16 protein-coding genes and 1 pseudogene are annotated in these 19,842 nt (G+C 72.6%); 12 read left to right on the top strand and 5 right to left on the bottom strand.

Going from position 1 to position 19,842, the window contains the following annotated elements; genetic code table 11:
- Nucleotides 1-55: 55 nt before the first annotated feature.
- On the top strand, nucleotides 56-1,645 hold the full coding sequence (locus BX266_RS13720; protein WP_099899759.1) for a methylmalonyl-CoA mutase: 1,590 nt from the start codon (nucleotides 56-58) through the stop codon (nucleotides 1,643-1,645).
- A 67-nt stretch (nucleotides 1,646-1,712) separates the two neighbouring features.
- Here the strand turns inward: BX266_RS13720 and BX266_RS40840 are convergent, their stop codons facing one another.
- On the bottom strand, nucleotides 1,713-3,764 hold the full coding sequence (locus BX266_RS40840) for a protease pro-enzyme activation domain-containing protein (RefSeq protein ID WP_310794780.1): 2,052 nt from the start codon (nucleotides 3,762-3,764) through the stop codon (nucleotides 1,713-1,715).
- A gap of 461 nt (nucleotides 3,765-4,225) precedes the next feature.
- Here BX266_RS40840 and BX266_RS13710 point away from each other — a divergent pair, with 461 nt between their 5' ends.
- The 7 genes from BX266_RS13710 (at nucleotide 4,226) to BX266_RS13680 (ending at nucleotide 12,886) form a co-directional block, all read left to right on the top strand.
- A complete protein-coding gene (locus BX266_RS13710) occupies nucleotides 4,226-5,416 on the top strand; it encodes an amidohydrolase (RefSeq protein WP_099907828.1) in 1,191 nt (396 codons plus the stop codon).
- A gap of 313 nt (nucleotides 5,417-5,729) precedes the next feature.
- Complete coding sequence (locus BX266_RS13705; protein WP_099899757.1) at nucleotides 5,730-6,797, top strand: BMP family protein; 1,068 nt, start codon at nucleotides 5,730-5,732, stop codon at nucleotides 6,795-6,797.
- Between the two features lie 353 nt (nucleotides 6,798-7,150).
- A complete protein-coding gene (locus BX266_RS13700) occupies nucleotides 7,151-8,695 on the top strand; it encodes an ABC transporter ATP-binding protein (protein ID WP_399171282.1) in 1,545 nt (514 codons plus the stop codon).
- Between the two features lie 4 nt (nucleotides 8,696-8,699).
- Nucleotides 8,700-9,863 (top strand): ABC transporter permease, encoded by a 1,164-nt coding sequence (locus BX266_RS13695; protein WP_099899755.1) that lies wholly within the window; start codon nucleotides 8,700-8,702, stop codon nucleotides 9,861-9,863.
- Nucleotides 9,860-11,125 (top strand): ABC transporter permease, encoded by a 1,266-nt coding sequence (locus BX266_RS13690; RefSeq protein ID WP_099899753.1) that lies wholly within the window; start codon nucleotides 9,860-9,862, stop codon nucleotides 11,123-11,125. The genes BX266_RS13695 and BX266_RS13690 overlap by 4 nt, the downstream gene beginning before the upstream one ends.
- Nucleotides 11,122-11,523 (top strand): cytidine deaminase, encoded by a 402-nt coding sequence (locus tag BX266_RS13685; protein WP_099899751.1) that lies wholly within the window; start codon nucleotides 11,122-11,124, stop codon nucleotides 11,521-11,523. The genes BX266_RS13690 and BX266_RS13685 overlap by 4 nt, the downstream gene beginning before the upstream one ends.
- Nucleotides 11,524-11,608: 85 nt before the next feature.
- Entirely contained in the window at nucleotides 11,609-12,886 is a 1,278-nt protein-coding gene (locus BX266_RS13680; protein WP_099899749.1) for a thymidine phosphorylase, read from the top strand.
- A gap of 80 nt (nucleotides 12,887-12,966) precedes the next feature.
- On the opposite strand, the gene BX266_RS13675 is transcribed toward BX266_RS13680, so the two are convergent.
- Nucleotides 12,967-14,244: an MFS transporter gene (locus BX266_RS13675; protein ID WP_099899747.1), complete on the bottom strand. Its 1,278-nt coding sequence runs from the start codon at nucleotides 14,242-14,244 to the stop codon at nucleotides 12,967-12,969.
- A 64-nt stretch (nucleotides 14,245-14,308) separates the two neighbouring features.
- Here BX266_RS13675 and BX266_RS13670 point away from each other — a divergent pair.
- Nucleotides 14,309-15,264: pseudogene (locus BX266_RS13670) on the top strand (LysR family transcriptional regulator).
- 376 nt (nucleotides 15,265-15,640) lie between these two features.
- On the opposite strand, the gene BX266_RS13665 reads toward BX266_RS13670, so the two are convergent.
- Together BX266_RS13665 and BX266_RS13660 are read right to left on the bottom strand one after the other, a co-directional pair.
- Nucleotides 15,641-16,042, bottom strand: a complete 402-nt coding sequence (locus BX266_RS13665) for an SRPBCC domain-containing protein (protein ID WP_099899743.1) — start codon at nucleotides 16,040-16,042, stop codon at nucleotides 15,641-15,643.
- On the bottom strand, nucleotides 16,039-16,377 hold the full coding sequence (locus BX266_RS13660) for a helix-turn-helix transcriptional regulator (protein WP_099899742.1): 339 nt from the start codon (nucleotides 16,375-16,377) through the stop codon (nucleotides 16,039-16,041). The genes BX266_RS13665 and BX266_RS13660 overlap by 4 nt, the downstream gene beginning before the upstream one ends.
- A gap of 145 nt (nucleotides 16,378-16,522) precedes the next feature.
- On the opposite strand from BX266_RS13660, the gene BX266_RS13655 reads away from it, so the two are divergent.
- The 3 genes from BX266_RS13655 (at nucleotide 16,523) to BX266_RS13645 (ending at nucleotide 19,399) form a co-directional block, all read left to right on the top strand.
- Nucleotides 16,523-17,668 (top strand): adenosine deaminase, encoded by a 1,146-nt coding sequence (locus BX266_RS13655; protein WP_099899740.1) that lies wholly within the window; start codon nucleotides 16,523-16,525, stop codon nucleotides 17,666-17,668.
- Between the two features lie 199 nt (nucleotides 17,669-17,867).
- A complete protein-coding gene (locus tag BX266_RS13650; RefSeq protein ID WP_099899738.1) occupies nucleotides 17,868-18,350 on the top strand; it encodes a hypothetical protein in 483 nt (160 codons plus the stop codon).
- 221 nt (nucleotides 18,351-18,571) lie between these two features.
- Nucleotides 18,572-19,399: a hypothetical protein gene (locus BX266_RS13645; protein WP_099899736.1), complete on the top strand. Its 828-nt coding sequence runs from the start codon at nucleotides 18,572-18,574 to the stop codon at nucleotides 19,397-19,399.
- 19 nt (nucleotides 19,400-19,418) lie between these two features.
- Here BX266_RS13645 and BX266_RS13640 read toward each other — a convergent pair whose 3' ends face one another.
- On the bottom strand, nucleotides 19,419-19,601 hold the full coding sequence (locus BX266_RS13640; protein ID WP_099907824.1) for a PspC domain-containing protein: 183 nt from the start codon (nucleotides 19,599-19,601) through the stop codon (nucleotides 19,419-19,421).
- Between the last annotated feature and the right edge of the window lie 241 nt (nucleotides 19,602-19,842).

Genomic DNA, 19,842 nt, shown 5'->3' with positions numbered 1-19,842 from the left:
CCAGCTGACCCGTTAATCAGCGCTAACCCCTCACAACCCCCCGCGGAGGACACCCATGGCAGCCGAGCCCCGCCGCACCGAGTCGGGCCTGCCGATCGAGCCGGTGTACGGCCCCGAGACCCTGGCCGGCTTCGACGCCGCGAACCGGCTCGGCACCCCCGGGCAGTACCCGTTCACCCGCGGCGTGTACCCGACCATGTACACCGGCAAGCCGTGGACGATGCGCCAGTACGCGGGCTTCGGCACCGCCGCCGAGTCCAACGCCCGCTACAAGCAGCTGATCGCCAACGGCACCATGGGCCTGTCCGTCGCCTTCGACCTGCCCACCCAGATGGGTTACGACTCGGACGCCGCGATCTCCTCCGGCGAGGTCGGCAAGGTCGGCGTGGCGATCGACAGCGTCGAGGACATGAGCGTGCTGTTCGGCGGCATCCCGCTCGGCGAGGTCTCCACCTCGATGACCATCAACGCGCCCGGCTCGCTGCTGCTGCTGCTCTACCAGTTGGTCGGCGAGGCCCAGGGCGTGCCGAGCAGCCGGCTGACCGGAACCATCCAGAACGACGTGCTCAAGGAGTACATCGCCCGCGGGACCTACATCTTCCCGCCCAAGCCCTCGCTGCGGCTGATCGCCGACGTGTTCCAGTACTGCCGGGCCGAGATCCCCAAGTGGAACACCATCTCCATCTCCGGCTACCACATGGCCGAGGCCGGGGCGAACCCCGCGCAGGAGATCGCCTTCACCCTCGCCAACGGCATCGAGTACGTGCGCACCGCCGTCGCCGCCGGCATGGACGTCGACGACTTCGCGCCGCGGCTCTCCTTCTTCTTCGTCTCCCGCACCACGCTGCTCGAAGAGGTCGCCAAGTTCCGTGCCGCGCGCCGGATCTGGGCCCGCGTCATGAAGGAGGAGTTCGGCGCGAAGAACCCCAAGTCGCAGATGCTGCGCTTCCACACCCAGACCGCGGGCGTCCAGCTGACCGCCCAGCAGCCCGAGGTCAACCTGGTCCGGGTCTCGGTGCAGGCGCTCGCCGCGGTGCTGGGCGGCACGCAGTCGCTGCACACCAACTCCTTCGACGAGGCGATCGCGCTCCCCACCGAGAAGTCCGCCCGGCTCGCGCTGCGCACCCAGCAGGTGCTCGCCTTCGAGACCGACGTCACCGCCACCGTCGACCCGTTCGCCGGCTCCTACGTGGTCGAGGCGATGACCGACGAGATGGAGGCCGCCGCGCTGGAGCTGATGGCCAAGGTCGAGGAGATGGGCGGCGCCGTCGCGGCCATCGAGCAGGGCTACCAGAAGGGCGAGATCGAGCGCACCGCGTACCGCATCCAGCAGGAGCAGGACTCCGGCGCGCGGACCGTGGTCGGCGTCAACCGCTTCCAGCTCGCCGAGGAGGAGCCCTACGAGCCGCTCCGGGTCGACCCGGCGATCGAGGCCCAGCAGGCCGAGCGCCTGGCCCGGCTGCGCGCCGACCGCGACTCCTCCGCCGTCGACCGCGCCCTGACCCACCTCCGCAAGGCCGCCGAGGGCACCGACAACGTCCTCTACCCCATGAAGGACGCCCTCGCCGCCCGCGCCACCGTCGGCGAGGTCTGCGACGCGCTCCGCGGCATCTGGGGCACCTACACGCCGGTCGACCGCTTCTGAGCCGTCGCGCGCACGCACCGAGGGGGTGCCGGGGAAGGATCCCCGGCACCCCCTCGACCGTTCCGCGCTACTTCTTGACGGCGAAGGACTTGAAGAAGTCCTTGCCCGGGGAGCCCAGGCCGGTGGCCGTGTCGTAGCCCTTCGCCGCCGACAGGCCGTAGTCGGCGCCGATCTGGTAGAGCCGGACCTTCAGGACACCGCCCACGACGCCCAGGTCGACGACGTTGCCGCGCTTGGTGTGGTTGGCGGCGTCGTTGACGTCGTTGAACGCCTTGCTGCCGGCCCGGTCGTAGAGGGCCGGGTTGGCGAAGCCGAGCGCCCGGCCGCCGCGGGACTGGATCGCGTTGGCGAACATCGCGGCGGTCTCCGGGGCGGACACCGAGGTGCCGCCGTAGCCGCCCTCGCTGTAGACGCCGTCGGCGGTGTAGCCGACCTGGGTGGCGGCGACCAGGTCACCGCTCATCGCGATGTCGGGGGTGGCGCGCAGCGGGGTGGCGGAGTGGGTGCCGTCGGCCGCGGTCTTCGCGACGCCGTCCGGGACGACGCCCTGCTGGTACCAGGGCTGGGCGAAGTCCTTGGAGACACCGCCGCCGCCGCCGAAGTAGAAGTTGCCGGGGAACGGGGTCCAGGACTTCTGGTCGGCGGACAGCACCGAGCGCTTGTCGCCCATGGAGACCTCGCCGGCGTACTTGCCGGCCTTGTTGTCGAGCTGCAGCGCGGTGCCGCCGACCGAGGTGACCCACGGGGAGGCGGACGGCCAGTCGGCCTGCGCCTGGTTGGTGTCGGCCTGGCAGTTGACGCCGGTGGCGGCCGCGCCGGGCGAGCTGTCGCCGCAGTCGCCGGAGGAGAACGTGAAGCCGATGCCGGTGAGGGCGCCGAGCTGGAATATCTGGTTGTCGGCGGCGACCACGGCCGGGTCGATGTCCCCGCCGGTGCCGTGCATGATCTCGCCCCAGGAGTTGGAGACCACGTCGGCCAGGTGCTCGTCGACGACCTTGGCCATCGCGTCGTACAGGTCCTCGTCGTAGCAGGAGTTGCCGCCGACGTAGACCACCTGCGCGTCGGGCGCGAGGCCGTGCACCATCTCGACGTCCAGCGCCTCCTCGCCGGCCCAGCCGTCGGCGCCGCCGCACTCGTCCTGGTGGGTCCACTTGTCCGGGGTGACGTACTCGGAGTACTGGCCGGACTTGAACGGCTGGTCGCCGTGCAGCGCCGAGTAGTGGTTCGCGTCCTGCTCCATGGTGGACAGGCCGTAGGCGTCGATGATCGCGACCCGGGCGCCCTTGCCGCTGACCTTGGCGTCGGTGACGCCGTAGGCCTTGCGCAGCTGGGTGGGGACGTACGAGCAGGGGGCGAAGGGCTCGTTCTTCTCGTAGCCGTCCGGGGCGCCCTTGGCGGTCTTCGAGCCGTAGCCGTCCTCGGAGCAGGTCGGCACGTCCGGCAGGGTGGCCGGGGCCTTCTTGTCGGGGGCGGCGGAGCGGGCGGCGGCCGCGCGCTGCTCGGCCTCGCGGACCGAGGTGGCGGTGGAGGCGTTGGTGTGGATGGCGTCGGCCAGGCCGGAGACGGCGAGGACGGCGCCGGAGACCGCGGCGGGCAGCTGGGCGTCCCTGGCGGGGGCGCGGTGGGTGCCGTCCGCGGTGCGGTAGCTGCGGAAGTCGGTGCCGAAGGCCTTGGCCATCGCGGCGGTGGAACCGGACACCTGCAGGTAGTGGCTGTTGCCGCCGGCGACGGTGAGGCCCGCGCCGGTCACCCAGGAGGTGACGGCGGCGACCTGCGCCGGGGTGGCGCCGAACCGCTCCTGCACCTGGGCGGAGCTCAGGAACTGCCCGTAGGCGGCGGAGTTCGGGTCGGAGACGGCCTTGGCGAGGGCCGCGAGGCCGCTGGCGTCGCGGCCGGCCAGGTAGATCCGGGCGGTCGCCGGCGTGGCCGGGTCGACGGCGCCGGCGTCGGCCTGCGGGGTGGCCCAGGCGGGGTGGGTGCCGGGCAGCGCGCGAGCGCCCTCGCCGGTGGGCGCGGCGGCGGAGGCCGGAACGGCCGCGCCCAGGGTGGTGAGGATCAGTGCGGCGGCGACGGTGGCCGGAGCGATGCTCTTGGCGAGCTGGTTGCGGGAAATCGGCACGTCGGTCCCCCCTTCTCGGTTCGATGGAGCGTCAGCAGCCCCTCGTGAGGGCGCGACGAGGCGCGCCGCAGGCGGTGTGACCCCCCACTGCGGCACCGGAGTTGACTGTGCGGTAGCTGTCTATTCGCACGGATGTGCGCTGCTCAAGAGCGCATCCGGAAGTTTTGCTCCACCATGACTCGATCGGGAGGAAACGTTTGGTCCCTACGCTGCGCGGACCCCGGGCGGAGGAGCTGCCGTGTCCGGCTGCCGGTGCAGGTCGTTGCACACGGCAGGTGACCGATCGGAAGGGCGGCTGAATCGAAGTGTCATACCCAACCCCGCGGCCCCTATGCGTCCATCCGGTGAGCAGTTCTCCGGAAGCCGGGCCAAAAGCCCACCACCGGCCTAGTCTTGTCAAGGTGAACGATCCTCAGCCGGCAGCCGCCGCCACCGTCACCGCCGCTCGCCCCGCCGCCGACCTGCGTGCCCGGGTGGCCGCCTACCAGGCCGAGCTGATCGAGCTGCGCCGTGACCTGCACCGGCACCCGGAGCTCGGCCGCCAGGAGTTCCGGACCACCCGGCTGCTGCGCGAGCGGCTGGTCGCCGCCGGGCTGGAGCCCCGGGTGCTGCCGGGCGGCACCGGCCTGATCGTGGACCTCGTCCCGCCGGGCACCGCGCCCGGCACCCCGCTGCTGGCGTTCCGCGCGGACATCGACGCGCTGCCGATCGACGACGCCAAGAAGGACGTGCCGTACCGCTCCACCCTGCCGGGCCGGGCGCACGCCTGCGGCCACGACGTGCACACCGCGGTGGTGCTGGGCACCGGGCTGGTGCTCGCCCAGGCGCTGGCGGCGGGGGAGCTGACCCGGCCGGTGCGGCTGATCTTCCAGCCGGCCGAGGAGATGATGCCCGGCGGCGCGCTCGACGTGATCGCGGCCGGCGGGATGGAGGGGGTCGGGCGGATCTTCGCGGTGCACTGCGACCCGAAGGTGCAGGTCGGCCGGATCGGGCTGAAGACCGGGGCGATCACCTCGGCCTGCGACAAGGTGCGGATCGCGCTGGACGGCCCGGGCGGGCACACCGCCCGTCCGCACCTGACCACCGACCTGATCACCGCGGTCGCCAAGCTGGCCGCCGAGCTGCCCGCCTCGCTGTCCCGGCGGATGGACCCGCGCTGGGGCGTCTCGCTGGTCTGGGGCCGGATCGCGGGCGGCTCCGCGCCGAACGTGATCCCGCAGCACGCCGAGCTGGAGGGCACCGTCCGCTGCCTGGAGCTGGCCGGCTGGCGGGACGCGCCGGAGGTGCTGGAGGAGCTGCTCGCGCACCTGGCCGAGACCCACCGCGCCAAGTGGACCCTCGACTACCACCGCGGCGTGCCGCCGGTGGTCAACGAGGCAGGCTCGATCGAGCAGCTGGAGGCGGCGATGACCGCCCGGTTCGCCGAGGGCCGCGGCCCGGTGGTCGAGCCGACCGAGCAGAGCCTCGGCGGCGAGGACTTCTCCTGGTACCTGGAGCACGCACCGGGCGCGCTCGCCCGCCTCGGGGTCCGCGGCCCGCACGAGAAGGGCGTCCGGGACCTCCACCAGGGCGACTTCGACGCGGACGAGCGGGCCATCGCGGTCGGCGTGGAGCTGTTCGCCGCGCTGGCACTGGAGCACGCCCGGATCTGACGGTCCACCGGATTGTCGGATCGGCGCCGGCTCCGCCGGCCCGGCGGTCGCGAGCAGGCGACCGTCGGGCCGGGCGGGTTCGGCGCGGCTGCTTCTCGGGCCGGGAGCGGAGGCGTACCGTGGTGGCCCGATACCAGTCGGTAATGACAGCAGGGTTGGGCACCTGTGGTGCTATGTCCGCATTTGCCGGGACGGGCGACCACGTTTTGATAACAACCCGAATGGCTCCGCAGGCCGTAACACAACCGTGTTCTACGCGCGTTACGGTGGCGCTCGACCACGCCAAACGGGTGTGTGAGAAGGAGAAACTCCCTTGCGCCGTTCACTCAAGCTCGCCGCGGTCGTGCTCTCGGGTTCCCTGGGCATCGCCTCGCTCGCCGCCTGCGGCGCAAAGAGCACCGACAACAACTCCGCCTCCGCCACCGCCGGTGCGGGCGGCTCCGGTCTCAAGGTCGGCATGGCCTACGACATCGGCGGCCGCGGCGACCAGTCCTTCAACGACTCCGCCGCGCGCGGCCTGGACAAGGCCAAGACCGACCTGGGCGCCACCATCTTCGAGGCCGAGGCCAAGTCGGGCGAGTCCGAGGGTGACAAGGAGCAGCGTCTCAAGAGCCTGGTGACCGGTGGCTACAACCCGATCATCGCGGTCGGCTTCGTCTACCAGGACGCGGTGACCAAGGTCGCCAAGGAGAACCCGAACGTCAAGTTCGCGATCATCGACTCCGCCTCGCCCGACCAGCCCGCGAACGTCACCTCGCTGGTCTTCGCCGAGGAGCAGGGCTCCTACCTGGCCGGCGTGGCCGCGGCCAGCAAGACCAAGACCAACCACATCGGCTTCATCGGCGGCGTGCAGTCCGAGCTGATCAAGAAGTTCGAGGCCGGTTACACCGCTGGCGCCAAGTCGGTGAAGTCCGACATCGACGTCCAGGTCACCTACCTCACCACCCCGCCGGACTTCACCGGCTTCGCCGACCCGGGCAAGGGCAAGCAGGCCGCGCAGGGCCAGCTCGACAAGGGCGCGGACGTCATCTACGCCGCCGCTGGCTCCTCCGGCACCGGCTCCATCGAGGCCGTCGCCACCGCCGGCAAGTGGGCCATCGGCGTCGACTCCGACCAGGCCAAGCAGCCGGCCCTGGAGAAGTACAAGGACCACATCCTCACCTCGATGGTGAAGAACGTGGACACCGCCGTGTTCAGCTACGTCCAGTCCGCGAAGAACGGCAGCGTGCTGACCGGCGTCCAGAACTTCGACCTGAAGCAGGGCGGCGTCTCGCTGGCCACCACCGGCGGGTTCATCGACGACATCAAGGCGAAGATCGACGCTGCCACCCAGCAGATCACCTCGGGCGCCACCAAGGTCCCGACCGCCCCGCAGGGCTGATCCACCGTCACCGCGCCGTCCGGTCACCGGGCGGCGCGGTGGTCTGCCACATCTCACGGAAGGGGCTCGGACGGATGCGCCCAGGCGCATCCCCCGGGCCCCTGCCCGTTCCGCACCCCCGCCCGGTGTCCCGTACCCCGAGAATCCCCCTGAGCTTCCAGCGCGACGAAGCGCCCGACGACCAGCAGGAGATCGCCATCACCCCCTCCGACTCCGTCCCCACGGGCGGCACCCCCAGCGCGGGGACGGCGACACCGGCCGTCGAACTGCGCGGCATCACCAAGCGCTTCCCCGGCGTGGTGGCCAACCACGACATCGACATCACCGTGCAGCGGGGCACCGTGCACGCGCTGATGGGCGAGAACGGCGCCGGCAAGTCCACCCTGATGAAGATCCTCTACGGGATGCAGAAGCCGGACGAGGGCACCATCGCCATCGACGGCGAGCAGGTGGAGTTCGGCACCCCCGCGGACGCCATCGCGCGCGGCATCGGCATGGTGCACCAGCACTTCATGCTGGCCGACAACTTCACCGTGTGGGAGAACATCGTGCTGGGCGGCGAGCAGCTGCACGGCATCGGCGCGGCCGCCAAGGCGAAGATCCGCGAACTCTCCGAGCAGTACGGCCTCGGCGTCAAGCCGGACGTCCTGGTCGAGGACCTCGGCGTGGCCGACCGGCAGCGGGTCGAGATCCTCAAGGTGCTGTACCGCGGCGCCCGGATCCTGATCCTGGACGAGCCCACCGCGGTGCTGGTCCCGCAGGAGGTCGACGCGCTGTTCGACAACCTGCGCGAGCTCAAGGCCGAGGGCGTCACCGTCATCTTCATCTCGCACAAGCTGCACGAGGTGCTCTCGGTGGCCGACGCGATCAGCGTGATCCGCCGCGGCACCACCGTCGGCGACGCCGATCCGCGCACCGTGACGGCCCGTCAGCTCGCCGAGCTGATGGTCGGCGCCGAACTGCCCTCCCCGGAGAGCCGCGCCTCCACCGTCACCGAGACCGAGATGCTCAAGGTCGAGGGCCTGCGGATCGCCAAGCCGGACGCCGAGGGCGTCGAGCGCGTCGTCCTGGACGACGTGTCGCTGCGGATCCGCAAGGGCGAGATCCTCGGCATCGCCGGTGTCGAGGGCAACGGCCAGGCCGAACTGGTCGAGGCCATCATGGGCATGCTGCCGCTGGACGCCGGCACCGTCACGCTGGACGGCGCCGACCTGACCCGCACCCTGACCCGGGCCCGCCGCGAGGCCGGCATCGGCTACATCCCCGAGGACCGGCACCGGCACGGCCTGCTGCTGGAGGCCCCGCTCTGGGAGAACCGGATCCTCGGCCACGTCACCGAGCGGCCCAACTCCAAGGGCGCGCTGCTCGACCCGGCCGGCGCCCGCGCCGACACCCAGCGGATCGTCGAGGAGTACGACGTCCGCACCCCCGGCATCGAGGTCACCGCGGCCTCGCTCTCCGGCGGCAACCAGCAGAAGCTGATCGTCGGCCGCGAGATGAGCCACGGCCCGAAGCTGCTGATCGCCGCCCACCCGACCCGCGGTGTGGACGTCGGCGCGCAGGCCCAGATCTGGGAGCAGATCCGGTCCGCCCAGCGCGAGGGCCTGGCGGTGCTGCTGATCTCCGCCGACCTGGACGAGCTGATCGGCCTGTCCGACTCCATCCGGGTCATCTACCGCGGCCGCCTGGTCGCCGACGCCGACCCGGCCACCGTCACCGCCGAGGACCTGGGCACCGCGATGGCCGGCGCGGCCCGCGGCCACCTGGAGTCCGCCCCGGAGGCCGTCGCCGAGGACCGGGCGCTCGCCGCCGAGGGCACCGAGGCCGAGCAGTCCGGGAACGGCACCGACGCCACCCCGTCCACCGACACCGCCGACGACGAGCAGGCGGGGGAGTAGCCACATGACCAGTCCCAACCCCCCGGCCGCACCCGCGGCCAAGCGTTCGCTGCGCGAGCGCATCGACCTGGAGCGGATCGCCCTCGGGCTGGCCGCCCCCGTGCTCGCGGTGCTGCTGTCTGCGGTCATCGCCGGCACCCTGCTGGCGGTCTCCGGCCGCGACCCGTTCGACGCCTTCCGCATCATGTGGGACTACGGCACCGCCTCGGACGGCCAGGTCGCCACCCTGAACAAGGCCACCGTGTACTACCTGGCCGCGGCCGCCGCCGCGTTCGGGTTCCGGATGAACCTGTTCAACATCGGCATCGAGGGCCAGTACAAGCTCGGCATGATGTTCGCCGCGTACGTCGGCAGCCAGGTCGACCTGCCGGCGTTCCTGCAGATCCCGCTGCTGCTGATCACCGCGATGCTGGTCGGCGGCCTGTGGGCGTCGATCGCCGGTCTGCTGAAGGTCTACCGGGGCGTCAGCGAGGTCATCTCGACCATCATGCTGAACTACATCGCGGTCGCCGTGATCGGCGTGCTGCTGGTGCCCGGCATCTTCGCGCCGCAGACCAAGGGCACCACCAACTCGATCCAGACCGCCAAGATCTCCGAGTCCAGCCACTTCTTCGCGTTCGAGACGCAGGGCGGCACCCTGTGGGGCTTCATCGTGATCGCGGTGCTGGTCGGCGTGGTCTTCCAGTTCACGCTGAACCGCACCCGGTTCGGCTTCGACCTGCGCGCCACCGGCCGTTCGGAGACCGCCGCCAAGGCCTCCGGCGTCAACGTCAAGCGCATGGTGATCACCTCGATCGTGGTCTCCGGCGCGCTGGCCGGTCTGATCGGCCTGCCCGAACTGATGCAGAACACCCCGTACTTCGGGCAGAACGTGCAGACCGGCCTGGGCTTCACCGGCATCGCGGTGGCGCTGCTCGGCCGCAACAGCCCGATCGGCATCGCGTTCTCCGCGCTGCTGTTCGCCTTCCTGGACGCCTCCGGCGCCCAGCTGCCCACCCAGGGCGACTACCCGTCCGAGATCATTCCGGTGATCCAGGGCACCATCGTCATCTGCGTCGTCGTGGCCTACGAGCTGGTGCGCCGCTACGGCCTCAAGCGCCAGCAGCAGAAGGTCGGCGCCGAGCTCGCCGCCCAGGCTGCGGCCGCCCAGAAGGAGGTGGCGGCATGAGCACCGCACTCGCCGGAAAGCCCAAGTCGCCCGTCGCGCCCGCGAAGAAGCCGAAGCTCACCTGGCCGGTGGTGCTGCTGCTGATCGCCCTCGCCCTGGTGCTGTTCGCGGTGGTCGGGGCGGCCACCGGCAACCACGGCCTGACCTCCTCCGGTCAGATCAGCGCCGCGCTGTCCTCGGCGGTGCCGATCGCGATGGCCGGTCTCGGCGGCCTCTGGTCCGAGCGCGCGGGCGTGGTCAACATCGGCCTCGAAGGCATGATGGTGGCCGGCACCTTCTGCGGCGCCTGGGGCGGCTTCCTGGTCAACCCGTGGGTCGGCCTGCTGGCCGGCATGGCGGGCGGCGCGCTCGGCGGTCTGCTGCACGCGCTGGTCACCGTCACCTTCGGCGTCGACCACATCGTCTCCGGCGTCGGCGTCAACCTGCTGATCCCCGGCCTGTGCGCCTACGTCAACCGGATCTACTACAAGGACTACGTCAACGACGGCGCCGGTGCGAACCAGTCGCCGCCCGCGGACTCGCTGCCGCAGCTGACCGTCCCCGGCCTGTCCGACTGGCTGAAGACCGTCGAGGGGCACCACTACTTCCTGGTCTCCGACCTGGCCGGCATCGTCGGCGGCGTGGTCACCAACCTGTCGGTGGTCATCCTGATCGCCGCCGCGTTCCTGATCGGCAGTTACTTCCTGCTCTGGCGCACCGTGTTCGGCCTGCGGCTGCGCTCCTGCGGCGAGAACCCGATCGCCGCCGAGTCGCTGGGCGTCAACGTCTACAAGTACAAGTACCTCGCGGTGATCTCCTCCGGCGCCTTCGCCGGCCTCGGCGGCGCCTACCTGTCGCTGGTCGCCGCGCACTTCTACCGGGACGGCCAGACCCAGGGCCGCGGCTTCATCGGTCTGGCCGCGATGATCTTCGGCAACTGGATGCCGGGCGGCCTGGCCGCCGGCGCCGGCCTGTTCGGCTTCACCGACAGCCTCCAGCTGCGCGACGCCGACTCGGTGCACGTGCTGCTGCTGGTGGTCGCCATCGCGATGGCGCTGCTCGCCTGCTGGCAGTTCTACCGCCGCCAGCTGGTGGCCGGCGTGATCAGCGTGGTCGTCGCGGGCGGCGTGGCCGCCTGGTACGCGCTCACCGACGAGGTGCAGCGCCCGCTGATCGTCGCCACCCCGTACGTCATCACCCTGGCGGTGCTGGCGCTCGCCTCGCAGCGGCTGCGGCCGCCGAAGGCGGACGGCCAGGTCTACCGCAAGGGCGAGGGCAAGTGACGGCCCCCGCCGCCCCGGCGCCCGACTGGGAGACCCTGCGGGAGGCGGCGCGCTCCGCGATGCGGCACGCGTACGCCCCCTACAGCAAGTACCCGGTCGGGGCCGCGGCCCTGGTCGAGGACGGCCGCACCGTGGTCGGCTGCAACGTGGAGAACGCCTCGTACGGACTCGGCCTGTGCGCCGAGTGCGGTCTGGTCTCCGCGCTGCACGCCTCCGGCGGCGGCCGGCTGGTGGCCTTCACCTGCGTGGACGGCGGCGGCGAGCTGCTGATGCCGTGCGGGCGCTGCCGCCAGCTGCTGTACGAGCACGGCGGACCCGAGCTGCTGGTCGACCTGCCCTCCGGGGTGCGGCCGATGAGCGAGGTGCTGCCGGACGCGTTCGGGCCGGAGATGCTGTAGCTGTTTGCGTTGTTACGCGCGTAGAGTGTCGCGGGAGGACATCCCGCGGCACTCTACGCATTTCACCCCCCTCTGGAGCACGTGTATGGACGCCATCTCCGTCATCCGGGCCAAGCGCGACCGGGGCGAGCTGACCGACCCCCAGATCGACTGGGTCATCGACGCCTACACCCGGGGCGAGGTGGCCGACGAGCAGATGTCCGCCCTCGCCATGGCCATCCTGCTCAACGGCATGACGGCCCGTGAGATCAGCCGCTGGACCGACGCGATGATCCGCTCCGGCGAACGGATGGACTTCTCCTCGCTCGGCGTCCCCACCGCCGACAAGCACTCCACCGGCGGCGTCGGCGACAAGATCACCCTCCCGCTCGCCCCGCTGGTCGCCGCCTGCGGCGCCGCCGTCCCGCAGCTCTCCGGCCGCGGCCTCGGCCACACCGGCGGCACCCTCGACAAGCTGGAGTCCATCCCCGGCTGGCGCGCCCTGCTCTCCAACGAGGAGATGCTCGCCGTCCTCGACTCCACCGGCGCGGTGATCTGCGCGGCCGGCGACGGCCTGGCCCCTGCCGACAAGAAGCTCTACGCCCTGCGCGACGTCACCGGCACCGTCGAGGCGATCCCGCTGATCGCCTCCTCGATCATGTCCAAGAAGATCGCCGAGGGCACCGGCGCGCTCGTCCTGGACGTCAAGGTCGGCTCCGGCGCGTTCATGAAGAACCTCGACGACGCCCGCGAACTCGCCCGCACCATGGTCGGTCTGGGCCGCTCCGCCGGGGTCGCCACGGTCGCCCTGCTCACCGACATGTCCACCCCGCTCGGCCTGACCGCCGGCAACGCGCTCGAAGTCCGCGAATCCGTCGAGGTGCTGGCCGGCGGCGGCCCCGCCGACGTCGTCGAGCTCACCCTCGCACTGGCCCGCGAAATGCTCGCCGCCGCCGGCGTGCACGGCAAGGACCCGGCCGACGCCCTCCGCGACGGTTCCGCCATGGACCACTGGCGCCGCATGATCGCCGCCCAGGGCGGCGACCCCGACGCCGCGCTCCCGGTCGCCCGCGAGCAGCACGTCGTCACCGCGCCCGCCACCGGCGTCCTCACCGCCCTCGACGCCTACGCCGTCGGCGTCGCCGCCTGGCGCCTCGGCGCCGGCCGCGCCCGCAAGGAGGACCCGGTCCAGGCCGGCGCCGGCATCGAGCTCCACGCCAAGCCCGGTGACACCGTCACCGCCGGCCAGCCGCTGCTCACCCTGCACACCGACACCCCGGACCGCTTCCCGTACGCCCTGGAAGCCCTCGACGGCGCCACCGCGATCGCCCCCACCGGCACCGCCTTCACCCCGGCCCCGATCGTCCTCGACCGCATCGCCTGACCGACCGTCCGAACGCCGCGGCCGGAGCTCCCCGGGGGAAGGGAGCTCCGGCCGCGGCGTTCGGCGTTCTCGGCGGACCGTCAGGCGCGCGCCCCGAGCCGGCCGACGGACACCGCCTCCGCCCGGCGGGTGGCGACCGCACGATGGGTGGCGTAGAGGGTGACGCCGGCTGCGCCGGCCATGGCGGCGAGGGCGACGGTGGCGGTGCCGGACCAGCCGCTGGAGTGGTAGGCGTCGGCGCCGAGGGTGCCGCCGAGGCTGTTGCCCAGGTAGTAGGCGATCAGGTAGAGCGCGGAGGCCTGGGCGCGGCCGGTGGCGGCGGTGCGGCCGACCGCCGAGGAGGCCGTGGCGTGGCCGGCGAAGAAGCCCGCGGTGATCAGCACCAGGCCGAGGATCGCGCAGAACAGCGAACCGGCCAGCGAGAGCAGCAGGCCCGCGGTGGTGGTGCCGATGGCCAGGTAGAGGGTGCCGCGGCGGCCGCAGCGGGCGGTCAGGCGGCCCGCCGAGGCGGAGGACGCGGTGCCGACCAGGTAGACCACGAAGATCGAGGCGGCCACCGACTGCGGCAGGTGGAAGGGCGCCGCGGTGAGCCGGTACCCGACGGTGTTGTACACCGCGCCGAACACCGCCATGAACAGCATCCCGAGCGCGTACAGCCGCAGCAGCAGCGGGTTGCGCAGGTGCCCGGCGACGGTCGCGGCCAGCGCCCGGGCGTCCACCGGCGCACGGCGGAAGTGCCGGGCCCGGGGGATCAGCAGCCGGAAGGCCAGCACGGCGAGCAGCGCCAGGGCGGCGGAGACGGCCAGCCCCCAGCGCCAGCCCCAGGCGGCCCCGGCCCAGCCGGAGACCAGCCGGCCGCCCATCCCGCCGATCGAGTTGCCGGCCACGTACAGGCCCATCGCGGAGGCCAGCGCCGACGGGTGCACCTCCTCGGCGAGGTAGGCCATCGCGGTCGCGGGGAGCCCGGCGAGGGCCGCACCCTGCAGCGCCCGCAGCGCGACCAGCGTGGTCAGGTCGGGGGCGAACGGCAGCGCGACGGCGAGCACCGAGGCGGCGAGGGTGGAGGCCGTCATCACGGCGGTGCGCCCGTAGCGGTCGGACAGCGCGCTGGCGGGCAGCAGGGCCAGCGCGAGCCCGAGGGTGGACGCGGAGGCGGTCCAGCTGGCCTGACCGGGCGTCAGCCCGAGGTCGGCGGAGAGGATCGGCAGCAGGCCCTGGGTGGAGTACAGCAGGACGAAGGTGGCCACGCCCGCGGCGAACAGGGCGAGGTTGGCGCGGCGGAAGTCGCGGCTGCCGGGGCGCAGGCGGAGATCGGTGGCGGGGGCGGGCGCGGCCGCCTCGGTACTTGAGGGCTGCATGCCGACGACGCTACGACCGGGGCCGTTGATGCGTCCAATACATGAATGAGCGAAGATCCATGCTGTGACGTATCAGAGCAGCTCCGCCCCCGTCCGTCTCGCCGAGCTCGGTCCCGACACCGATGTGACGCGCCTCGCACCGCAGTTGGCGGAGTTCGCGGCGGTCGCCCGGCTGGAGCACGTCACCCGGGCCGCGCAGCTGCTCGGCATGCCGCAGCCCACGCTCTCCCGGGCGGTGGCCCGGCTGGAGACCGAGCTCGGCGTCGACCTGCTGGCCCGGCAGGGGCGCACCGTCCGGCTGACCCGGGCCGGGCGACTGCTGCTGGACTCCGTCGAACGGGCGCTCGCCGAGGTGGAGCGGGGCGCGGAAGCGGCCCGCGCGGAGGCCGACCCGGCCGGCGGGCGGGTCGCCTTCGGCTTCCTGCACACCATGGGCACGGACGCGGTGCCCGCGCTGCTGCGCGGGTTCCGGGCCGGGCATCCGCGGGTGCGCTTCCAGCTGGTCCAGGACTACGTGGCCGCGATGCTGGAACGGCTGCGGGCCGGCGAGCTCGACCTCTGCCTGGTCTCCCCGCTTCCGGACGCGCCCGACCTGACGGCCCGTCCGCTGGACGAGCAGCGGCTGTTCCTGACCGTCCCCGCCGACCACCGGCTGGCCGGGCGGCGCCGGATCCGGCTGGCCGAGGTCGCGGAGGAGCCCTGGGTGACGGTGGAGGAGGGGTACGGCCTGCGGCACATCATGGAGGGCTTCTGCACCGAGGCCGGGTTCACCCCGCGGATCGCCTTCGAGGGCGAGGAGGTCGAGACCCTCCGCGGCCTGGTCGCCGCGGGCCTCGGCGTCGCCCTCCTCCCGCCCGCCCTGGTCCCCCGCCCGGGCGTCGTCGAACTCGAAGTCACCGCGCCCCGCACCCGCCGCGCCATCGGCCTCGCCTGGCACGCGAACCGCCCCCTCCCCCGCCGGCCGCCGCCTTCCGCGACTTCGTCCTCTCCCGCCGCGGCAGCATCCTCACCCACGACTGAGCACACCCCGCTCCGCGAGGGAAAGCACAGGCAGATTCGCCCGCGGGCGTCCGCTCCGCGCCGGGGAGGGGGCGACGGGGGGCAACTTGGGCCACGGCTGAGGGCCGTTTCGCTGCGCGGCGCAAGAGCGGGCAGATTCGCTTCCCGGGTGTTCCGCTGCGCGGCGCAGGAGCCGACCGGTTCGCTCCGCGGGGTGTTCCGCCGCGCGGCGGGGAGCCGGCGGGTCCGCTCCGAGGGGGACTCTCGCCTGCCGTTGAAGTTCAGCCGCGTGGTGGGGAGCCGGCGAGTTGCTCTGCCACCGGAGGTGTTCCCAGCGGGGAAGCCTCCGGCGGGGGTGCTCGGTCGCCGGAGGTGTTTCGTTGCGCCGGGGTGGGGGTCAGATCGTTTCGGACATGCGGTGGAGGACGGCCGGCCAGCCTCGGCCCATGCCGTCGAGGGCCTGGCGGCCGAGCGGGGTGTCGAGGTCGAAGCCCTCGTGGGTGAGGAAGAGGCGGGTGCCGGTGCCCTCGGGGGTGAGGCGCCAGGTGAGGGTGGTGTCGAGGACGCCCTCGGCGAAGGTGTAGCTGAGCAGGCGTTCGGGGTCGACCCGGGTGACCTCGCAGGACTGGGTGCCCCAGGGGCCGAGGTCGAGGGTGAAGCGGTGGCCGACCTCGGGGCGGATGTCGCCGGGGACCCACCAGCGGGCGTGCAGTTCGGGGTCGGTGAGGGCCTGCCAGACCCGGGCGGGCGGGTGCGGGAGGAACTGGTCGCAGTGGATGGCGGGGGTGGGGTCGGTCATCGCGGGTCCTGGTTCTGGGGGGCGGGCGGTGCGGTGGCGTCGAGGAGTTCGCCGAGGGCGGTGAGCCGGCCGCGCCAGTAGTGCTCGAAGGGGTGCAGCCAGCGGCTGACCTCGGCGAGCGGGTCGGCCACCAGGTGGTAGTAGCGCTGCCGTCCGCGCGGCTCCTCGCGGACCAGGCCGGCCTGGCGCAGCACCTGGAGGTGTTCGGAGACGGCGGGGCGGCTGAGTTCGAAGCGGCCGGCGAGGTCGTTGACCGCACGGGGGCCGTCGAGCAGCGCGTGGAGGAGTTGGCGGCGCACGGGGTTGGCGAGTGCGCCGTAGACGTCGGTGGGCACGGCCCGAGCATAGGTCGGAAAGTTCCGACGAATCAAGCGTCGGACATCTCCGACCTTTCGAAGGGCTCGCCGTTCACCTGCGCTTCGCCCGGTCGGAACGGCGTGGCGGTAGGCAATCTACGCGCGTAGGGGCTATGCTCCGGCAATGGAGAAGCAGACCCCTCTCGCGGGCACCACGGCCCCGCGCATTCCTACGTCCGAGCAGATCGCCCGCGCCCCGAAGGTGCTGCTGCACGACCACCTGGACGGCGGGCTGCGGCCCGAGACGATCGTCGAACTGGCCGCCGACTGCGGCTACCAGGGCCTGCCCACCACGGACCCGAAGGAACTCGGGGTGTGGTTCCGGGAGGCGGCCGACTCCGGGTCGCTGGAGCGGTACCTGGAGACCTTCGCGCACACCTGCGCCGTGATGCAGACCCGGGAGGCGCTGATCCGGGTGGCCGCGGACTGCGCGGAGGACCTGGCGGCGGACGGCGTGGTGTACGCCGAGGTGCGGTACGCGCCGGAGCAACACCTGGAGGCGGGGCTGTCCCTGGACGAGGTGGTCGAGGCGGTCAACGAGGGCTTCCGGCTGGGCGAGGCGAACGCCCGGGCGCGCGGCCGCCGGATCCGGGTCGGGACGCTGCTGACCGCGATGCGGCACGCCGCCCGGTCGCAGGAGATCGCCGAACTGGCGAACCGTCACCGCGACCGCGGCGTGGTCGGGTTCGACATCGCGGGCGCCGAGGCCGGCTACCCTCCCACCCGCCACCAGGCCGCCTTCGACTACCTCAAGGGCGAGAACAACCACTTCACCATCCACGCCGGCGAGGCCTTCGGCCTGCCGTCGATCTGGGAGGCGCTGCAGTGCTGCGGCGCGGACCGGCTGGGCCACGGCGTGCGGATCGTCGACGACATCACGGTCGGCGAGGACGGCCGGGTGCAGCTCGGGCGACTGGCCGCGTACGTGCGCGACAAGCGGATCCCGCTGGAGATGTGCCCGACCTCCAACCTGCAGACCGGTGCGGCGGCCTCGTACGCGGAGCACCCGGTGGGGCTGCTCAGCCGGCTGAAGTTCCGGGTCACCGTCAACACCGACAACCGGCTGATGAGCAGCACCAGCATGAGCCGCGAGTTCGGGCACCTGGTGGAGGCGTTCGGCTGCACGCTGGCCGACCTGGAGTGGTTCACCGTCAACGCGATGAAGTCGGCCTTCCTGCCGTTCGACGAGCGGCTGGCGATGATCAACGACGTGATCAAGCCCGGCTACGCCGAGCTCAAGGCGGAGTGGCTGTTCGGTCCGCGCGCCTGACGGTCCGTCGGGCCGGGCGGTGGCCCAGCGTCCACGGAGATGGTCGGACTTATCACTCTCCGGAGTGGCCGACTTTGAACCGTGCGCGACCTTCTCACTACGGTGGGCCGGTCACTGCTGACTCGGTGTGACGGCAGTCGCCCCGCATTCCCCGGGCGCGCGCCGTCGCACCGGCCCGACCAGGACTGAGGACGCACACATGAAGCAGGCCACTCTGAAGGCCGCCGGCACCGCGGTGCTCGGCGTCGCGGTCGCCGCCGTCGCCGCGGGCTCCGCCTCCGCCGCGGCGGTCGCCCCCGGCGGCCTCGGACTGCCGACCAGCGCGCTCACCAACCCCGGCGTGACCGGCGCGGCCACCGGCGCCGTGAGCAAGCTGCCCGGCGGTGACCAGCTCGGCTCGGTGACCGGCACGCTGAACCCGGCCGCGGGCACCCCCGCCGCCGCGCCGGCCGCCGCGCCCGCCGAGGAGCAGGCCCCGCCGGTCGCCGAGCAGACCGGCCCGGGCAGCGCCGAGCAGGGCGCGCCCGCCGCCGCCAACCGGATCGGCGGCCTGGACTCCGTCCCGGGCGGCCAGGGCCTGGCCAAGACCCCGGTCGGCGGCGTGATCGGCACGCTGGGCAGCCTGTCGCCGACCGGTGGCGGTGCCCCCGGCCTGCCGAGCCTGCCGGGCGTGGGCGGCTGACGCCGACCCGATCCGCACCGACCGAGGGGCCGTCCCGCTGGGGACGGCCCCTTCGTCGTGCGCCCGGTCGGACCGGCCGTCAGCTCCCGCTGCCAGTCGACGAGTTGGCCGGACGAACCAGGTCGTACCGTCCCGCAAGGGGCAGAAACTGCTGGTGTGCGGATCGAATGAGTGACACACTCGCGCGACTGCCTGCGTGGGGTGGACGAGGGGGAACGGCGATGCGTACGAACCGACTGGTGGCGGGGGCCGTGCTGGCCGTGCTCGGGATGTCCGGGCTGACGGCCTGCGGGTCGGAGGGCGACGGGCCGGACGACGCCCAGGTGTTCCCGGGGCTGTCGGCGAAGGAGATCCTGACGCAGGCGCAGCGCGCGGACGAGGACGTGACCTCCGTCCTGTCGGTCACGCGGGTGCAGCTCGGGCAGACCGCGACGGTCACCACGGTGTCCGCGGACAGCAAGGGCAACTGCGAAGGCAGGTCGGTCGGCGGGGAGCCGGTGCTGCACACCGGCGGCAAGCGCGACAGCAAGGACAAGTCCGGCGGTTCGGCGGTGTCCGACCGCCGGATGGAGATCAAGCGCCGGGGGAGCGAGGCGTGGCTCAAGATGTCGACTCCGGCGGCGGGCGCCCTCGCCGACGGCGGAGCCTCGTCGGCCGATCTGTGGGTGGCCGGCGACGCCGATGAGCTGCGCGACTCGTTGAGCGGTTTCTGCGACATGGGCCTGGAGCTGCTGACCCGGACCGATGAGCTCGGCGGCGGGTCCGGTGCGTGGGTCCGCAGCGGCACCACCGAGATCGGCGGCGTCCGGGCGGTGCTGCTCAGCTACCGGGTGGGCGGAGCGGCCGCCGTGCTGTCCCCGACCGGCAAGGGCGGTGAGACCACCGAGGTCGCCGTCGCCGCCGAGGGCCCGGCCCGGCTGCTCTCCGTGCGCTCCGTCAGCGCCACCGGCACGGCGACCATCCGGTACACCGACTTCGACAAGCCGGTGACGGTCACCCCGCCGCCCGCGGACCAGATCCGCGAGTCCCCCTCCGGGCTGTTCGACTGACGGCCCGTCGCGGGGTCGCTCACGGCTCCTGCGGGAGCAGCAGCCACAGCGCCAGGTAGATCAGGAACTGCGGGCCGGGCAGCAGGCAGGACGCCACGAAGATGGCGCGGACCGTCCACGGCGTGAGCCCGAAGCGCTTGGCGAGGCCGGCGCAGACGCCGCCGATGACGCGGCTGTGACGGGGGCGGGCGAGGCTGCTCATGGTCTCCTCCGAGGAGTGTTCCCGGTGCGGTCGGTCCGCCCGGTTCGTCTTCCATCCTTCCGCCGCGACCTGCTCCGCCGCGTCCGTCGCGATGCCGATCCGGACCCGGAGCCGCTCCCCGTCCGGGAGGAGCGCCGCCTCAGGGTCGGCTCCGGGGTGCACCCCGAGTCTGCCGGAGCGGGGCGCGGAAAGGTAAAGGAAAAGTAAACGCCATGGAGGCGGTGCTCAGGCTTTCCCAGGT

Origin of the sequence: Streptomyces sp. TLI_171 (assembly GCF_003610255.1) — a bacterium.
Lineage (GTDB): Bacteria > Actinomycetota > Actinomycetes > Streptomycetales > Streptomycetaceae > Kitasatospora.
Note: the sequence above shows the minus strand (reverse complement) of the source record. Positions and strands in the feature narration are given on the sequence as shown.

Bases quoted from the DNA above. Each gene is read 5' to 3' on its own strand.
- BX266_RS13640 (WP_099907824.1), bottom strand. From the start codon at position 19,601: ATGAGCAGCCTCGCCCGCCCCCGTCACAGCCGCGTCATCGGCGGCGTC.
- BX266_RS13695 (WP_099899755.1), top strand. From the start codon at position 8,700: ATGACCAGTCCCAACCCCCCGGCCGCACCCGCGGCCAAGCGTTCGCTG.
- BX266_RS13690 (WP_099899753.1), top strand. From the start codon at position 9,860: ATGAGCACCGCACTCGCCGGAAAGCCCAAGTCGCCCGTCGCGCCCGCG.
- BX266_RS13650 (WP_099899738.1), top strand. From the start codon at position 17,868: ATGAAGCAGGCCACTCTGAAGGCCGCCGGCACCGCGGTGCTCGGCGTC.
- BX266_RS13675 (WP_099899747.1), bottom strand. From the start codon at position 14,244: ATGCAGCCCTCAAGTACCGAGGCGGCCGCGCCCGCCCCCGCCACCGAT.
- BX266_RS13665 (WP_099899743.1), bottom strand. From the start codon at position 16,042: ATGACCGACCCCACCCCCGCCATCCACTGCGACCAGTTCCTCCCGCAC.
- BX266_RS13680 (WP_099899749.1), top strand. From the start codon at position 11,609: ATGGACGCCATCTCCGTCATCCGGGCCAAGCGCGACCGGGGCGAGCTG.
- BX266_RS13655 (WP_099899740.1), top strand. From the start codon at position 16,523: ATGGAGAAGCAGACCCCTCTCGCGGGCACCACGGCCCCGCGCATTCCT.
- BX266_RS13720 (WP_099899759.1), top strand. From the start codon at position 56: ATGGCAGCCGAGCCCCGCCGCACCGAGTCGGGCCTGCCGATCGAGCCG.
- BX266_RS13645 (WP_099899736.1), top strand. From the start codon at position 18,572: ATGCGTACGAACCGACTGGTGGCGGGGGCCGTGCTGGCCGTGCTCGGG.
- BX266_RS13700 (WP_399171282.1), top strand. From the start codon at position 7,151: ATGGGCGAGAACGGCGCCGGCAAGTCCACCCTGATGAAGATCCTCTAC.